Annotated in this window: 13 protein-coding genes; 9 read left to right on the forward strand and 4 right to left on the reverse strand. The window is 59.5% G+C overall.

Features of this window, described 5'->3' with window-relative positions; all coding sequences use genetic code 11:
* Nucleotides 1–107 precede the first annotated feature (107 nt).
* Nucleotides 108–1,028, forward strand: a complete 921-nt coding sequence (ppk2, locus tag ACQK2G_RS03670; RefSeq protein ID WP_425403667.1) for a polyphosphate kinase 2 — start codon at nucleotides 108–110, stop codon at nucleotides 1,026–1,028.
* A gap of 2 nt (nucleotides 1,029–1,030) precedes the next feature.
* On the opposite strand, the gene ACQK2G_RS03675 is transcribed toward ppk2, so the two are convergent.
* A complete protein-coding gene (locus ACQK2G_RS03675; RefSeq protein WP_425403668.1) occupies nucleotides 1,031–2,494 on the reverse strand; it encodes a dicarboxylate/amino acid:cation symporter in 1,464 nt (487 codons plus the stop codon).
* A 66-nt stretch (nucleotides 2,495–2,560) separates the two neighbouring features.
* The gene (locus tag ACQK2G_RS03680; protein ID WP_425403669.1) at nucleotides 2,561–4,354 is read right to left on the reverse strand and encodes a Na/Pi cotransporter family protein; all 1,794 of its coding nucleotides are present in this window, start codon (nucleotides 4,352–4,354) and stop codon (nucleotides 2,561–2,563) included.
* 338 nt (nucleotides 4,355–4,692) lie between these two features.
* On the opposite strand from ACQK2G_RS03680, the gene ACQK2G_RS03685 reads away from it, so the two are divergent.
* On the forward strand, nucleotides 4,693–5,127 hold the full coding sequence (locus ACQK2G_RS03685) for a hypothetical protein (RefSeq protein WP_425403670.1): 435 nt from the start codon (nucleotides 4,693–4,695) through the stop codon (nucleotides 5,125–5,127).
* Nucleotides 5,128–5,154: 27 nt separating this feature from the next.
* On the opposite strand, the gene ACQK2G_RS03690 is transcribed toward ACQK2G_RS03685, so the two are convergent.
* Nucleotides 5,155–5,493, reverse strand: a complete 339-nt coding sequence (locus ACQK2G_RS03690) for a P-II family nitrogen regulator (RefSeq protein WP_425403671.1) — start codon at nucleotides 5,491–5,493, stop codon at nucleotides 5,155–5,157.
* Between the two features lie 23 nt (nucleotides 5,494–5,516).
* The gene (locus ACQK2G_RS03695) at nucleotides 5,517–6,836 is read right to left on the reverse strand and encodes an ammonium transporter (protein WP_425403672.1); all 1,320 of its coding nucleotides are present in this window, start codon (nucleotides 6,834–6,836) and stop codon (nucleotides 5,517–5,519) included.
* Between the two features lie 311 nt (nucleotides 6,837–7,147).
* Between ACQK2G_RS03695 and ACQK2G_RS03700 the strand changes: the two genes are divergently transcribed.
* The 7 genes from ACQK2G_RS03700 to ACQK2G_RS03730 all read left to right on the forward strand — a co-directional run bounded on the left by ACQK2G_RS03700 (nucleotide 7,148) and on the right by ACQK2G_RS03730 (nucleotide 15,604).
* A complete protein-coding gene (locus ACQK2G_RS03700) occupies nucleotides 7,148–9,160 on the forward strand; it encodes a TonB-dependent hemoglobin/transferrin/lactoferrin family receptor (RefSeq protein WP_425403673.1) in 2,013 nt (670 codons plus the stop codon).
* Between the two features lie 14 nt (nucleotides 9,161–9,174).
* Nucleotides 9,175–9,360: a hemin uptake protein HemP gene (hemP, locus tag ACQK2G_RS03705; RefSeq protein WP_425403674.1), complete on the forward strand. Its 186-nt coding sequence runs from the start codon at nucleotides 9,175–9,177 to the stop codon at nucleotides 9,358–9,360.
* 40 nt (nucleotides 9,361–9,400) lie between these two features.
* Entirely contained in the window at nucleotides 9,401–10,471 is a 1,071-nt protein-coding gene (locus tag ACQK2G_RS03710) for a hemin-degrading factor (RefSeq protein WP_425403675.1), read from the forward strand.
* Between the two features lie 34 nt (nucleotides 10,472–10,505).
* Nucleotides 10,506–11,405 carry a heme/hemin ABC transporter substrate-binding protein gene (locus ACQK2G_RS03715; protein WP_425403676.1) on the forward strand — a complete coding sequence of 300 codons (900 nt, stop codon included), beginning with the start codon at nucleotides 10,506–10,508 and terminating at the stop codon, nucleotides 11,403–11,405.
* Nucleotides 11,402–12,454: a FecCD family ABC transporter permease gene (locus ACQK2G_RS03720; protein WP_425403677.1), complete on the forward strand. Its 1,053-nt coding sequence runs from the start codon at nucleotides 11,402–11,404 to the stop codon at nucleotides 12,452–12,454. Before ACQK2G_RS03715 ends, ACQK2G_RS03720 begins: the two co-directional genes overlap by 4 nt.
* Nucleotides 12,451–13,230, forward strand: a complete 780-nt coding sequence (locus tag ACQK2G_RS03725) for a heme ABC transporter ATP-binding protein (RefSeq protein WP_425403678.1) — start codon at nucleotides 12,451–12,453, stop codon at nucleotides 13,228–13,230. Before ACQK2G_RS03720 ends, ACQK2G_RS03725 begins: the two co-directional genes overlap by 4 nt.
* A gap of 238 nt (nucleotides 13,231–13,468) precedes the next feature.
* On the forward strand, nucleotides 13,469–15,604 hold the full coding sequence (locus tag ACQK2G_RS03730; protein ID WP_425403679.1) for a N,N-dimethylformamidase beta subunit family domain-containing protein: 2,136 nt from the start codon (nucleotides 13,469–13,471) through the stop codon (nucleotides 15,602–15,604).
* Nucleotides 15,605–15,615 lie beyond the last annotated feature (11 nt).

The raw sequence follows: 15,615 nt of genomic DNA on the forward strand, positions 1-15,615 counted from the left end.
CCGAGACATTTGACGCAGAGACCGAAATGAAACTGTCAGACTTCGGCGATAGATTGGCCGGGTTTGAGTTACGGTTTATGCGTAAGAATGGGTCGAGGGTTGAAGCCATGGATGACGGGATTGAGAGCGGTGTCGAGAAAAGCTGGGTCGAGGCGGAACTGGAAGACAGTTTCGACGAAGAACTGGAAATGGAGATCGATGATCTTCGGGTCGCGCGCGAACTGAAAACCATCACCGACCTCAAGCATAAATCCTCGCTGGACCGACGGGTCTATTTCCGTGAGTTGCTTCGGCTACAGGCGGAACTGGTCCGAATGCAGGATTGGGTGAATCATACCGGCTACAAGCTTGTCGTTATCTTTGAAGGCCGCGATGCGGCCGGCAAGGGCGGGGTCATCAAGCGGGTCATTCAAAGACTGAACCCGCGAACATGCCGCGTGGTCGCTCTTCCGGCGCCGACCGAGCGGGAGAAATCCCAATGGTATTTTCAGCGCTATGTGCCGCATCTGCCCGCCGCTGGTGAGATCGTTCTGTTCGACCGTTCCTGGTATAATCGCGCCGGCGTCGAGCGCGTCATGAATTTCGCCAATCCCGATCAGGTCGAACAGTTTTTCAACGACGTTCCGGAATTCGAGAGGATGCTGGCGCGGTCCGGGATCAAGCTGATCAAATATTGGTTCTCGATCACCGATCAGGAACAGCAACTACGATTCCTCATGCGCATTCACGATCCGATGAAGCAGTGGAAATTGAGCCCTATGGATTTGGAATCCCGTGTCCGCTGGGAGCAATACACCCGAGTGAAAGAGGAGATGCTTGAGCGGACGAACATCCCGGAAGCGCCGTGGTGGATCGTTGAAGGCAATGACAAGAAACGGGCCCGTCTGAACTGTATCCACAATCTGCTGGGGCAGATCCCCTACGAGGACGTCCCGCATGAACCGGTGCATCTGCCGGATAGGGTCTTCAACCCCGACTATGAGAGGAAGGTCTTGCCGGAGGAACTCTACGTCAAAGAGATTTTTTGATCTCAGCCTGCCTTCGGATCGCCCTGCATATCCGGACCCGCGGCCCTCGGACCTGCCGTTTCCGCGGTCGGTTCGCGGGTCGGTTCGGGGGCGTGCATGGCCGGTGTCGCAACCTTGCCCAGATGGGGTTCTTCCACGCCTGCCGATTTCAGCAGCAGGTGGTCGATGGTGACGCAGGCGACCATGTCGCCGGTGACGTTGACGACAGTGCGGCACATGTCCAGCAAGCGGTCGACGCCCAGAATGATGGCAATTCCCGCCGGCGGTATGCCGACGCTGGTTAGGATCGTCGCCAGAACCACGATACCGACACCCGGCGTGCCCGGTGATCCGATTGCCGCGCCGGTCGCCATCACTGTCACCAGTAGGATGCCGGCGACGCCCAGTTCTATCCCGAAAACCTGTGCCAGGAACAAGGCGGCGACACCTTGATAGAGGGCGGTGCCGCCCATGTTGATCGTGGTGCCGAGCGGAATGACGAACCGTGCGACCGCGGGGCGTACCCCAAGCTTCTCCTCCGTCGTGGTCAGTGACAAGGGCATGACCGATGCGGAGCTGGAGGTTGAAAAGGCGAGCAGCATGACGTCTTTCGCGGCACCGAGGAACTTGCGCGGCGAGCGCCCGGCGATGAACCAGCCGATCGACAGATAAACGAGCAATAGCAGGAACAGCCCAACCAAGACGGTGGCGACATAGACGCTGGTTCCGATCAGGGCGGACAGTCCTACGCGCGAGGTTATATGTGCCAATAGGCCGAAAACCGCCAAAGGCGCGAAACGCATGACCCATCCGACGATCACCATGCAAGCTGCCTGGACCGATGCCAACAGGTCCAGCAGCGGCTTGCGCTGATCGCCCGGCGTCATGGTCAGCGCGACACCGATGATCGCTGCGGCGATCACGATTTGCAGCATGTTGCCGCTGACGAAAGTGCTCAAAGGATCCTTGGGAAACAGGCCGATGATGATATCGGGAAGATCGTTTACTTTTGGCGCGCTGACGGAAGCGGCCCCGGCGATCGCTTCCGCACCGGCGGATTCGGTCTGCATGGCATCCTGCATGGCGATGCCGTCCAGGTAATTGCCCGGTTGTATTACGGTCGCGACCAGGACACCGATCCCGACTGCCAGCACGGTCGTGGTCAGGAAAAAGATCACGGTCTTTGAACCGAGGACTCCGAGCCCTTCGGTGTTTTCCCCTGCTGCTATGCCACGGATCACCGACGCCACGACGAGGGGCACCACGACGAATTGTATGGCGATCAGAAAAAGCTTGCCGGGAAGGGATATCCAGTTCCCGGCCAATCCCGCGATTTCCGGGCTGACATAGCCGCTTGTCGGGCCGATCAGAATGCCGACGAGCACGCCAAGGAACATGCCTACCAGGACCTGCAGCCATAGCCGCTGCCGGATAAGTGTACCCAAATGGGCAGTCAGTTGGGGCAGGGAACGACGGGTTTCGACCATGATGTTACGGCCTCCGGCTGATTATTGCTTGATTGGTGATAATGCGTTGAATGAGTCTCGACGTAATCATGGTGCGTCGCTTTTCTTCTGCTGCTGGGCAATCGGAAGGGTGCTTCGCTGCAGGCCGTCATTCTCCTTTGTTCCGGCTGGGGCGGGACCGGCTTTCTTTGGTGTGGGCATGTCGGATTCTTCTGACAACAGATCCGGCGTGTCGTCGGTCTGGATGCCTTCCTCCAATAGATGCCCGTCGATGAAGCCGTCACGCAGCATCCGATCTGCTTTACCGATCTGATCCACGATCCTACGCGTTTCGCGCAAAGCGTCCAGAATGGGGTCGACGGACATGATATCTGCCTTTCTTGCCGCGGCTGTTTCCAGCAACGTTGCCTTGGCATCCTCATAGGCGGCCAGGAAATCCGCCAGCAATTGTTGCTCGCTTTCCTCATCCGATGTCGGGGCCTCCTGATCCCGTCGGGCGCTGACCGCATCCAGGAACCGCAGCGCATTGAATAGGGCGTGCTCAACGGCGGATCGCGCCTCGACACCGTGTATGCGCCAAAGATGCGCGCGCAAATTTGCGACTTCCGGGGTCAGTCTGGCGGCTTCCTCCAAATAGCGTGCGATCCGCAGCGCGTGGGGAAGGTCCTCGGCAACGGACCGGGGAAGAACCTCCATCTGAATGGATGTCGCGAATTCCGCTATCCTATCGCACAGCGCGAGTATGCCGTCCGACTGCGCGTTGATCTTCCTTTCGTTCGGATTGCTGCCAAGGGCATGCTGGCAGAGGCCCGAAACCATATCCAAAAGCCGGTCCAGCTCGTTGCGAAGGGCAAGCATTGCCAGGACGGGCGTGGCCAGCACGTATTCGTCCAGAAACCGCGGCCGGCTCATGTCCTCCTCCGCCGACCGGAACATTGTCTCCAAGAGACGGGCCAGTCGCCTCGTCAAGGGGATCATCAAGACGACCCCCAGCAGATTGAAGAAGGTGTGGAACAGGGCCAGCAGCACCGCCGGCTGGCTCCCTAGGCCGGCCCAGTTCCCGGCCCATTCAAGGCCGACTAGAACTGCCGGCAGGATCGCGACTGCGACAAGGCCGGTGACCAGGTTGAAAACGACATGACCGACCGCGACGCGTTTTGCCGACGGTGTCGCGCCGATCACGGCCAGCAATGCGGTTACCGTTGTGCCGATATTTGCACCGATTACGGCCGCGGCGGCGACGTTCAGACCGATCACGGCCTCCGATGCCGCGGTGATGATGACCGCAATGGCCGCGCTGGACGATTGGGTCAGCACGGTGATGACGGTACCTACCGCTATAGCGATCACCATGCCGGAAAGTCCTTCGGGCATCGCGATCATGCTGGCGCCGAATTCCGCCGTCATTCCCGACAAAGCGTCCTTCAGGATGCCAAGCCCCAGGAAAAACAGGGCAAATCCGGCAATCGCGTCCCCCAATCCCTTGATGCGCTTCCGTGGACTGAGCAGGCGGATAACCACGCCGACTGCCAGGATCGGCAGGGCGAGGGGTTCGATCTTGAAGCCGATGCCGACCAGACTGACGATCCATCCGGTCATGGTGGTGCCGACATTGGCCCCGAAAATCACGCCCAGTGCCTGGTTCATGGTCAAGGCGCCGGCGTTGACAAAACCGATCGTCGCCAAGGTGACGGCGCTGGACGATTGAACGATAGCCGTTATCAGCGCACCGCTCATGACGCCGCGCAGGATGGATGAAGTCCAATTATGGAGAAGACGTTTCAGGCTTTCGCCGCCGAACACCTTCAGGCCATCGGTCATCATGCCCATGGCCAGAAGAAACAGCGCCAACCCGCCGGCCGCACTCAGGACAACTTCCATCAAATCCTCTTACTCGATCAGGATATCGGTATTTTAGCACGGCCGGCAGGTTTGGGTTTGATCCTGAGCAATGAGCATGCCCGATCTTACCGATATTTATCGGCATCCAATTAATTAGCGAATTGTAAAGAAAAGCTGCGTTACAATATCTGGCTGTTATGCAGCGGACGTGAATAAAGGGGCCAATTTTGCGGACGGAAAGGCAAATTCCCGGCGGGACGATTTTTAAGCCCGGGGTTTTCAAGTCGTACCATGCGGTACTGACGAGGCCTGAGGATTGTCCGGTTCCCAAGTTCAAGCCATTGGTCGATCTCTGGTTTTCTCAATCCGATGGCGGCGTGCCGGATTTCGAAACATTCGACGTCCTGGATATTCCGCCGTCCTTATGGGCGCATTTCATCCTGCTGAAGACGGTCGGTCCGAGAAGACGCTTTTTTTACGAACTCGTCGGCGATGCGATAGAGAGCCACAACGGATTCCCGGCCAACAAGCGATACCTTCGCGATCTTCCGCTAAAGAATAAGACGCTGATGGCGCGGGAGTTCGTCAGGACTGTTCAGTATGGCCGCCCTGTATTTTCAACCAGTGGCTATATTGGACAGGCACAATACGTTCGGCGCATTTTCCGGGTAATCGCGCCCTATAGACTGGGCGAGGGTCGATACGCCTTTGTCGGTCTTGCTTTCTTCACGCCGATTGCCGGCATGGAAAGCCAGCTCGCGGATGCGACCATCCCGGTTCCTACAGCCCTTGCGGAATTGCCCATCGGCTAGGTCCGCAAGGGTGTTTTCGCGGAATCTCTACAGAGCGTCCTGGCCGTGCTCGCCGGTACGTATGCGGACGGCGCTTGCCAGTTCCAGCACGAAGATTTTGCCGTCGCCGATTTTGCCGGTTTCGGCCGCCGATTGCAGCGCTTCCACCGTCGCTTCAAGCTGGTCATCGGAAACTGCGATTTCCACCTTCGCTTTCGGCACGAAATTGATCTGGTACTCGGCGCCGCGATAGATCTCCGCCTGTCCGCGCTGACGTCCATATCCCTTCACTTCGGAAACCGTCATACCGTTAACGCCGACGGCGGAAAGTGCTTCCCTTACTGCGTCGAGCTTATGCGGTTTGATGACCGCGATAATGTATTTCATGGGAAATTTCCTCCAATCCTGATTCAGTCGAGATGGTAGGCGCGTTCACCGTGAACGGTGAGATCCAGACCCTCAATCTCGGATTCCTTGTCGACCCGGATGCCGCCGGTGACCGCGGCGGTCACTTTGACGATGATGATGCTGAGAATGGCGGACCAGACGCAGGTGGCAACAAGGCCCAGGGCCTGAACGCCGAGCGCACCACCGATGCTCACGCCTTCCGGAAGGCCCATTCCGCCGAAGCTTTCCGAAGCGAGAACTCCGACCATCAGCGTGCCCAGCGAACCGCCGACGCCGTGGACGGCAAAGACGTCCAGCGAGTCGTCGAGTTTCCAGGCCTGTTTGACGATCTGGACCATCTGGAAGCAGACCCAACCGGCGGCGGCACCGATGATAAGTGCGCCGATCGGACCGACGAAGCCCGAGGCCGGGGTGATTGTCGCCAAACCGGCGATCGTACCGGTGACGAGGCCAACCAGCGAGGGGCGTCCGTATTTGATCCATTCAATCGCCATCCAGACCAGGGAAGCCGTGGCGGCGGAGATATGGGTGACCAGCATGGCCATGCCGGCGGACCCATCGGCAGCCAGGGCGGAACCCGCATTGAAGCCGAACCAGCCGACCCAGAGCATCGCCGCGCCCATCATGACCATGCCTGGATTGTGTGGCGGCAGGATCTCTCCCGGAAACCCTGATCGCGGACCCAAAACCTTGACGATGACCAAAGAGGAAATCCCGGCGGTCGCGTGGACGACCAGGCCGCCGGCAAAATCCATGACGCCCAACTCGGCAAGCCAGCCGCCACCCCAGACCCAATGGCAAACAGGCGCATATACCAGCACGAGCCAAAGGGCGGATATAATCAGCACCGCCGAGAACTTGATCCGCTCCACATAGGCGCCAACCATGAGGGCCGGCGTGATGATGGCGAAAGTCGCCTGGAACATGAAGAACACGTCCTCCGGGATCGACCCGGACAAGGTGTCGGTTCCCACGTTCAACAACATCATCGACGACAATCCGCCGATCCAGGCGTTCACGCTGCCGCCGTCGCTGAACGACAAGCTGTAGACACCGACAAGCCATAGAAGCGATGCCAGGCAGGCGATCGCGAAACAGTGCATGAAAACCGAAAGCACGTTCTTGGAACGCACGAGGCCACCGTAGAACAGGGCCAAGCCGGGCAATGTCATGAAAAGAACAAGGGCCGTGGCCGTGATGATCCAGGCCGTGTCGCCTGAATTAAAGCCGTCCTCCGCATGGGCCGTACCTGTCAGAACCGCCCATATCCCGGCAATTAGAAACGTTTGCTTGGCGATGCCAAGCAAGTCGCAACGGCGCATTTTAACCTCCCATCCCCGCAAGGGGTTTTATTTTTGTGGTTTGGAGATGATCAAGAAAGCTCAATATTGTCAATTGAAACAAGGGCTTCATGTTCTGTAGTCGCCGCGGTTCATCAGCACCGTACAGGGTGCCCCCACAGCGCGAATGAGACCGCTTGACAGGAAGCGTCACGATAGGCAATTTCCTCACTGCAAGTGCGACTGATTTGCAATTGCGTAATAGCTGAGCCAGCTTCCCTTAATCGGGCGATAGCCAGCCAAGCGTGGGTCCGGAGATCCGGGCCATCGTTTTGATATGGCTGGAGCGTGCGATGAGAGTTTTCGGGGGATGTAGCAAGGGGCGCCGCGTGACCGCGGCGGCATTGGTGGGGATTACAAGTTTGGCCGGTCATGGCGCCGCAGCGCAAGGTGTCGAAGTCGTGCAGGCAACGACATTGGACTCGATGACCATAACGGGGACGCGAACGGAAAAGGCGGCTATCGAAGTGCCTGCCGCGATTACCGTCGTGGACCGGGATTCCATCGTGGAAAGTCAGGCCAAGAGCCTTGATGACATCCTGGAAACAGTCCCCGGTCTGGAAATGGGCGGCGGCCCCCGCGACACGGCCGAACAGCCGAATATCCGCGGTTTTTCCGGTGAACGCGTTGTGATGCGGGTAGACGGTGTACGGAAGAATTTCGAAGCCGGGCACCGCGGCCGTGTCTTCATGGAGCCAAGTCTGTTGAAGCAGGTGGACGTTCTGCGCGGGCCGAGTTCGACGCTATATGGCAGCGGCGCGATCGGCGGTGTCGTCTCGGTGGAGACGGTCGACGCAGCGGACTTGCTGGAACCAGGGCAAACGATCGGCGGTATGGTCCGCACCGGTTTTCACACCAGCAACTCGCAACGGTTCGTGACGGCGACGGCCTATGGCGCGCCGACGGACAACACCGATGTGCTGTTCAACCTGACCCGATCGTCTGCCGGCAATTATACGGACGGCAGCGGCAATGATGTCCCCGGATCGGGCGACAGTATTCTGTCGGGCCTGGCCAAGGGTAGCGTGATCGTCGATGGCCACGGGTTGGAAGCGAGCGTCCAAAGCTTCAAGGATGATCACATCATTCCAACGGCGGCGAACACGAACTCAACGGATTTCGCGGATCGTATAACCAACGAAAAATCGGCGGCTCTGACCTATACCTTCGAGGGAATGGGGAACTGGTTGGATGCGCGGGCCACCGCTTACTATTCGCGAACGGATATCCGTGAAATCAGGCTGTCGGATCGACGGCATCAGACGACGGAACTGGACACGGTCGGCATCGACGCGGCGAATACCAGCCGTTTTGCACTATCCGATTGGGCGAACTTGAGTCTGACCGCCGGTTTGGAAGCATTTCAGGACCGCCAAGTCGGGTCCACGAACGGAACACTGCGGCAGGAATTTCCGTCGGCGGAACGCAACACGCAGGGATACTTCCTGCAGGCCGAGTTCGAGCTTTATGACGACCTGACCGTCACGCCGTCCGCCCGGTACGATTACTATCATCTGACCGCAATCGGACAGCCGGACAACGAAGAGGGCGAAATCTCGAAACAGATCGCCGTGTCCTATCGTGTGGCGCCGTGGCTCACCGCCTTCGGGTCATATGCCGAAGCGTTCCGGGCGCCGTCCCTCACGGAACTGTTCGTCGGCGGCACGCATTTCGTTTTCAACACCTTTGTGGCCAATCCGGATCTGCGCCCGGAATTCGCAAAGAATAAGGAAGTTGGTCTGGCGACCTCTTTCGACAATGTGCTGTCCGAAGGCGATGCGTTTCGTATGAAAGGCTCCGTCTTCCGGAACGACGTCGAGGACTTGATCGAACTGCAGGTCGTCGGGGGCATTTTCGGGACCAGTACAAATGTAAACGTCACCGATGCACGGATCGAAGGCGTGGAGCTTGAGGCCGGCTACGATTCCGGAACGCTGTTCGGCGCTGCTACCTATGCACGTCTGCGGGGAGATGATCTCGCCGACGGCGATCCGCTGGGCGACATCCCGGAGGATAAGGCGACGGCGACCATCGGCTATAAGTGGGCGCCGCATGGGGTGAAGGCCGGTTGGCGGACCATCTACTACGGCGGTCAGGAACGCGTTCCGAACGGCACCGTACCGGTGAAGGGAAGCAAATTCATCCATGATGTCTTTGTCTCCTGGGTGCCTAAAGACAAGGACCTCGACGGTCTTCGCGTCGATTTCGGCGTCGATAATATCTTCGACAAGGATTACCAGCGCTTCCTGTCCGAGCTGCGCGAAGCCGGCCGGAACGCGAAACTGTCCGTTAGCTACAAATTTTAGGTTTTGGAGGGGTGATGACTGAGCTCGCCACGGGAGAGGGTCGTGCAACGTCGGTTTCCAAGCGGAAATCCGAGAAATCGATAACGGTCCTTTCCAGCGAGGACCTGTTGGACGGGGGCGCCGAGGTAGCCATCGAGCATAACGGCGAGTTGTATCGGCTGCGACACACGCGGCAGGGAAAGCTGATTTTGACCAAATAGGGCGGGCCCTGCGCCACCTTTAGAGGGAAGGACGGAGAACATGAGCGAACGGACGACCGGCGGCGATGTTGCGGCGCTTCTGCGGGAGCTAGCAGAATTGAAAACAGCCAACCCGGGAGTGCGCGCCCGGGACGCGGCCGCGGAACTTGGGATCAGTGAATGCGCGCTGGTGGCTATTCGCTGCGGTGACGGCGTCTCGCGACTTGAAGGCGACTTCAAAAACCTGATCAAGGGAATGCCGTCGGTCGGCAGGGTGATGGTGCTGACGCGAAACGACCATGTCGTACATGAACGCCATGGTGAGTTCGGTAAGGTCGGTTTCAATAGCCATGTCGGCCTTGTCCTGAACGAGACTGTGGACCTGCGCATCTTCATCAAGCATTGGCGGTTCGGTTTCCTGGTCGAGGAACATGTGCGTAGCGGAAACCGCACAAGCCTTCAGTTCTTCGACGGGGCGGGTGACGCGGTCCACAAGATCTACCTGAACGAAGAAAGCGACCGGCAAGCTTTCGGCGGTTTGGTTTCGGGCTTCGTTGCATCCGAGCAGGAGCCATTTCTTCCGTCGGTTACCCCCTATCCGGAGAAACCGTCCGACCGCCCGGACGACGCGATCGACAAGGTCGGCCTGCTTAAGGATTGGGGCGAGTTGCAGGACGTACACGACTTCCGGCAATTGCTGCTGGATCATGAAGTCGGTCGCCATCAAGCAATGCGTTTGGCGGAAGGACGGTTCACGGAACGCGCGCCTTTGTCGGCAATGGATGAGGTTCTCAACCAGGCAGCCGAGCGCCAGATTCCGATCATGGTTTTTGTCGGCAACCGGGGCTGCATTCAAATTCACACAGGCGTCGTGAAGAACATAAAGCGTATGGGGGATTGGCTTAACGTTCTCGATCCCGACTTCAATCTCCACCTTCGCGAAGATCGCATTGCTGATGCCTTTATCGTCAGGAAGCCGTCGGAAGACGGTACGATCACCGCACTCGAACTCTACGATGCGGATGCTGAATTGATTCTGACTGTGTTCGGCGCGCGTAAACCCGGTAATCCGGAACTGGAGAGCTGGCGCACCCTCGCTGCGGAAGTTGCCGGCGCGTTGACGGCTGCGTGAGTCATTGGGAACGCGATCGAAAGAAAGACAGGGCATGAGCAATTACACACTCGACCGCCGTACCTTTCTGGCAAGCCTTGCCGCGGGTGCGGTGGTGTTGCCGAATATGGCGTGGGGGGCGCCGGCAAGAATCGTCTCGGTCGGCGGGTCAATTACCGAAACGATCTATTTCCTGAAGCGTGAAGCATTGCTGGTCGGCGCAGATACGACCTCGGTCTATCCGAAAGCGGCCGAGCGTCTGCCCAAAGTGGGATATATGCGGAACCTGTCGGTCGAAGGTGTCCTGTCGCTGGACCCGACGATGATCCTGCTGGAAGAAGGGGCCGGGCCGCCGGTCGCCGTGGACAGCCTTAAATCCGTCGGTGTCCGTATCGAAGAAATTGCGGAAGCCCGAAGTATCGACGACGTGGTCGAGAAGATCAGGCATATCGCAAGGCTCGTCGATGCGGCAAAGGAGGGCGAGGCTCTGGCGAATACGGTTGCCGAGCGTGCGCAAACAATCGGTAAATTCGTCGATACGACCAAGGAACGCCCGCGGGTTTTGTTCCTGCTGGACGTGAAGGACGGTTCCCTGATGACGGCGGGTCGGAACACCTCGGTCGAAGCCATCGTCGGTTTGTCCGGCGGTAAAATGGTCTTCGATGAATTCGAGGGGTTTCGACCGATCACCGCGGAAGCGGTCCAGCATGCGGACCCGGATGTCATACTGCTGATGAGCCATGTAACCGACCGCCTGGGCGGTGACGACGCGGTCGCGAAGCTGCCGGTTTTGGCCCCTCTTCGGGCAGCGCGCGACGGGCGTATAATTGGTATAAACGGTCTGTTGCTGCTGGGCTTCGGCCCGAGAACGCCGGACGCGGTTCAACTCCTTGCCCGTAAGCTTCATGGTGCTGATCAAATCCCCGCTGCGTTTGATCCTCTGCAACCGGGATGAGCATCGCGGAGGCCTTGCCGGCACGGTTGATCATATCCAGACGGATGACCGTTTTAGGCGGTCTGTTCCTGGTCATGCTGTCCGCTGCGGCTGTTGCCTTGTCCTTCGGTGCCTACCCGGTGAACCTGTTGCAGGTCGTGGCCTCTCTGTCGACGGATGAGGTCGACCGCGCGGGTCTGGTCATTTTGCAGGTCCGGTTGCCGCGCGTGGTCTTCGGCCTTTTGGTTGGCGCGGCGCTGGGGGGCAGCGGCGCCGCCTTGCAGGTCATGTTCCGAAACCCCCTGGCCGATCCCAGCCTCATCGGGATTACTTCAGGTGCGGCATTCGGGGCGGTGTCCGCGATCGTCGTCGGTGGTGCCCTGATCCCCGGATTCATGGCCTGGGCGAGTTATTACGCAATCCCCGCGGTCGCCTTCATCGGTGCGTCAGTGGCGACCGTACTCATCGTCGCGATCGGGCAGGTCAACGGCCGGGTTGACGTTGCTTTGATGCTGCTGGCCGGAATAGCAATCAATGCCATCGGTCAGTCGGGTGTCGGCGCCATGATGTTCCTGGCGGATGACCAGCAGTTGCGGACCTTGTCGTTCTGGACCTTGGGCAGCCTTGCGATCGCCGGGTGGGACGCGCTGCCCGTCATCGCCGTGGCTGTCTTGGTGCCGGTCGGCCTGTTGGCATTAAACGGCGCGTCCTTGAACCGCCTCTTGCTGGGCGATGTGGAAGCCGCGCATCTGGGCGTCGATGTTCGCCGATTGAAACGACTGGTCGTCTTTTCCGTGGCCCTGTCGGTCGGTGCGGCCGTCTCCTTCGCTGGGTCCATCTTCTTTGTCGGTCTGGTTGTGCCGCATCTCGTTCGTCTGCTCGCAGGACCGGATAACCGAATTGTCGTGCCGGGATCCATCTTGGGCGGTGCCTCGATCATGGTCCTGGCGGACCTGGTGGCCCGGACCGCGGCAATACCGCAGGACATCCCCATCGGCTTGGTGCTCGGTGCCGTCGGCGGACCGTTTTTCCTTTGGTTGTTGATGGCGCGAAAGCGGCGGGTGATATGACGATCTCACTGCGCGGCGTGGGTGCCTCTTTGGCGGGCAAACGGGTTTTGCAGGGGATCGATCTGCAGATCCTGCCGGGGCAGGTCACGGCGCTGGTCGGGCCGAACGGCGCCGGCAAGTCGACCTTGCTGGGTGTTATGGCAGGCGATATCGAAGCGGCAGACGGCGAGGTCGCGCTGCACGGCAGTCCGATCCGGTCTATCCCGCCCAAGGAGCGGGCCAGTTTGCGCACGGTGATGCGGCAGTCCTTCGAAATGTCCTTTGCCTTCCTTGTCCGTGACATCGTGGAGATGGGCGTCCTGGATCAAGTCCCCGAGCGGGAGAAACGCCATATCGTTGACCGCGCCCTTCGCGAAACGGAGATGACCGCATTTCGGAACCGTCCTGTTACACGGCTTTCGGGGGGCGAGCGACAGCGTGTATCCTTCACGCGCGCGGTGGCGCAAATCCGGTCGTCCGAGCATCTCGACGCGCCAAGGTTTCTGTTCCTGGATGAACCGACGGCCAGTCTCGATATGGCTTATCAGGCTTTGATCCTGAACCGTGCACGGAGTTTCGCGGCGGAAGGGCTTGGCGTGGTCATTGTGCTTCACGACCTCAATCTCGCCGCTGCTGCGGCCGACCGGATCCTGCTGCTCAGTGGTGGACGGGTCGTCACGGACGGGCCGCCGGAAACTGTCGTCCGGGAAGAGGTTCTGGCTCCTGCTTTCGCAGCGCCGGTATCGGTTTTTGAAGCGGATGGCGGGCGCCATGTCGCGGTCCGGCTGGGCGAATAGAAGTCGCAGCTACCAGCGAAGCGTGGGTTTCCGCTCCGAGACGACCGTGTTTTCGGAGATTGTCTCGCTGGTGCACCCGGGCTTCTCAGTTATTCCGCGTCTTCGGCCGGCGCCGTACCTTTTGCGGAAAGCACAAAGGTCTTTCCGCTGCGGCATGTTTCCAAGGGTCCGTTCATTGGCCTAGGATTGTCGGCGCAACGTATCCGCCCGATTTCCCTCTTTCGACGAGTGCCGCGACATGACCTATCAGCTTCCCCGTATTCCCATCATCGGTTATTGCGATCCCCTGTCCGTTCGTCCGGGCGGAACCGTCTCCTTCAAGGTTTCGGCGTCAGGGCAGGGCGCCTTCACGGCGCGGCTCATGCGATCGATCTGCGCGGACCCTAACCCCGCGGGACCGGGAATCGTTGAAGAAGCGGTCGAGGCGTCGATCAACGGCGACTACCCGGCACGGCAACAGGGATTCAATCCCGGTTCCTATGCACTTATCCCGAAAGGGCCGGCGATTCCCGATGACGTGACCTTCACGGCGAAAGTCTGGCCGACCCTTCCGGGAGATGGCGAGCAGGTCATCATGAGCCTCAGCGGCGTCGAACTCTTCCTGGATGAAAGCGGGGCATTGGCCGGCCGCGCCGGGGAAACAGTGGTGAGCACCGGCCGCAAGCTTTCGCCGCGCAAATGGTATTCGGTCAGGCTTTCCTATCATTGTGCCAGCGGAACGCTGACGGTCGAGGAATCGCCCAAGGATATTTGGGGCGAACCGGCCCTGGCGACCGGGAATGCGGATGGATTCACGCCGCATCTCGGCGGTCCGATGCTGGTCGCGGCCGGCCTTCGGGACGGGCAGGCAGGGCGGCATTTCGACGGCAAGATCGAAGCGCCGACCGTGTTTGCCGCCGATAGCGCGGAGGCCCGGAAACTGGCGGCGCGGTGGGATTTCGCGCGATCGACTTCCTCCATCGGGATCAAGGATGTCGGACCGCACGGTCTACATGGCCGACTGGTCAATCATCCTGCGCGCGCCATGACCGGTTATGATTGGGACGGCTCGGAAATGAATTGGCAGCACAAGCCGGAACATTATGGTGCGATCCATTTTCACCGCGACGATATCTACGATTTCGGCTGGGAAACGGATGTTGAATGGACCGTACCCGATGACTTGCCGTCCGGCATCTATGTGCTTCGGATCGCGCAGGACGGTCATGAGGACGCCATACCGTTCTTTGTATGCCCGCCAAAGGGCAAAAGGACGGCGGATCTTTGCGTCCTGGTCTCCACTTTCACCTATACGATCTATGGCAACCATTCGCGCCCGGACTTTAAACCGGAATGGAAGGAAAAGTTCGATCGCTGGAACGGCTATCCCTGGAACCCGGCGGAGTATGAGGAACTTGGCTGTTCCACATACAATTTCCATAAGGACGGGTCCGGCATTTGCCACTGCTCCCATTTGCGGCCGCTTCTGAATACCCGGCCGGGTTACATCACCATGGGGTATGGCGACAGTTCCGGATTGCGGCATTTTCAGGCGGACAGTCATCTGATCTGGTGGCTGCATGAAAAGGGCATCCCCTTTGACATCGTGACCGACCGCGAATTGCATGAAGAAGGTGCGGAAGCCCTGACGGGATACAAAGCGGTCACGACCGGCAGTCATCCGGAATATCATACGCCCGAGACGCTGGATGCGTTGCTCGGCTATCGCAACAACGGTGGCAAGTTCCTGTATCTGGGCGGTAATGGCTTCTATTGGCGCGTGGCCGTCCATCCGGAGGAAAAGGGCATCATCGAGATCCGCCGCGCCGAGGGCGGTATCCGGGCCTGGGCGGCGGAGCCCGGCGAATACTTCATGGCGTTCAACGGCGGCTATGGCGGGCTTTGGCGGCGGAACGGCCGCCCGCCGCAACATCTGGCAGGTGTCGGATTCACCAGCCAGGGGCAATTCGAAGGAACCTATTACCGTCGGACCGAAGAAAGCCGCGAGCCAGATCTGGCCTGGATCTTCGACGGGGTCGAGGATGATGTGCTCGGTGATTTCGGGTTTTCCGGCGGCGGGGCTGCGGGATACGAACTGGACCGCGCGGACGTCCGGTTGGGATCGCCGGAGAATGTCCGCATCCTTGCCGTTTCTGAGAACCACCCGGCATCCTTCGTTCTGGTGCCGGAGGAACTACTGACCCATTTGACGACATGGGCCATGCAGCCGATCGACGAATTGATCCGCGCCGATATGATCTATTTTGATGTGCCGGGCGGCGGGGCCGTTTTCTCCGTCGGCTCGATCACTTTCTGTGGATCTCTGCCTTGGAACGGCGGCAATAATAATATCAGCCGGATCGTCGAAAACGTCATCCGGCGGTTCACCGCCTAGCGGCACCGCAG

The organism is Hwanghaeella sp., assembly GCF_965227365.1.
GTDB lineage: Bacteria > Pseudomonadota > Alphaproteobacteria > UBA8366 > Aestuariispiraceae > Hwanghaeella.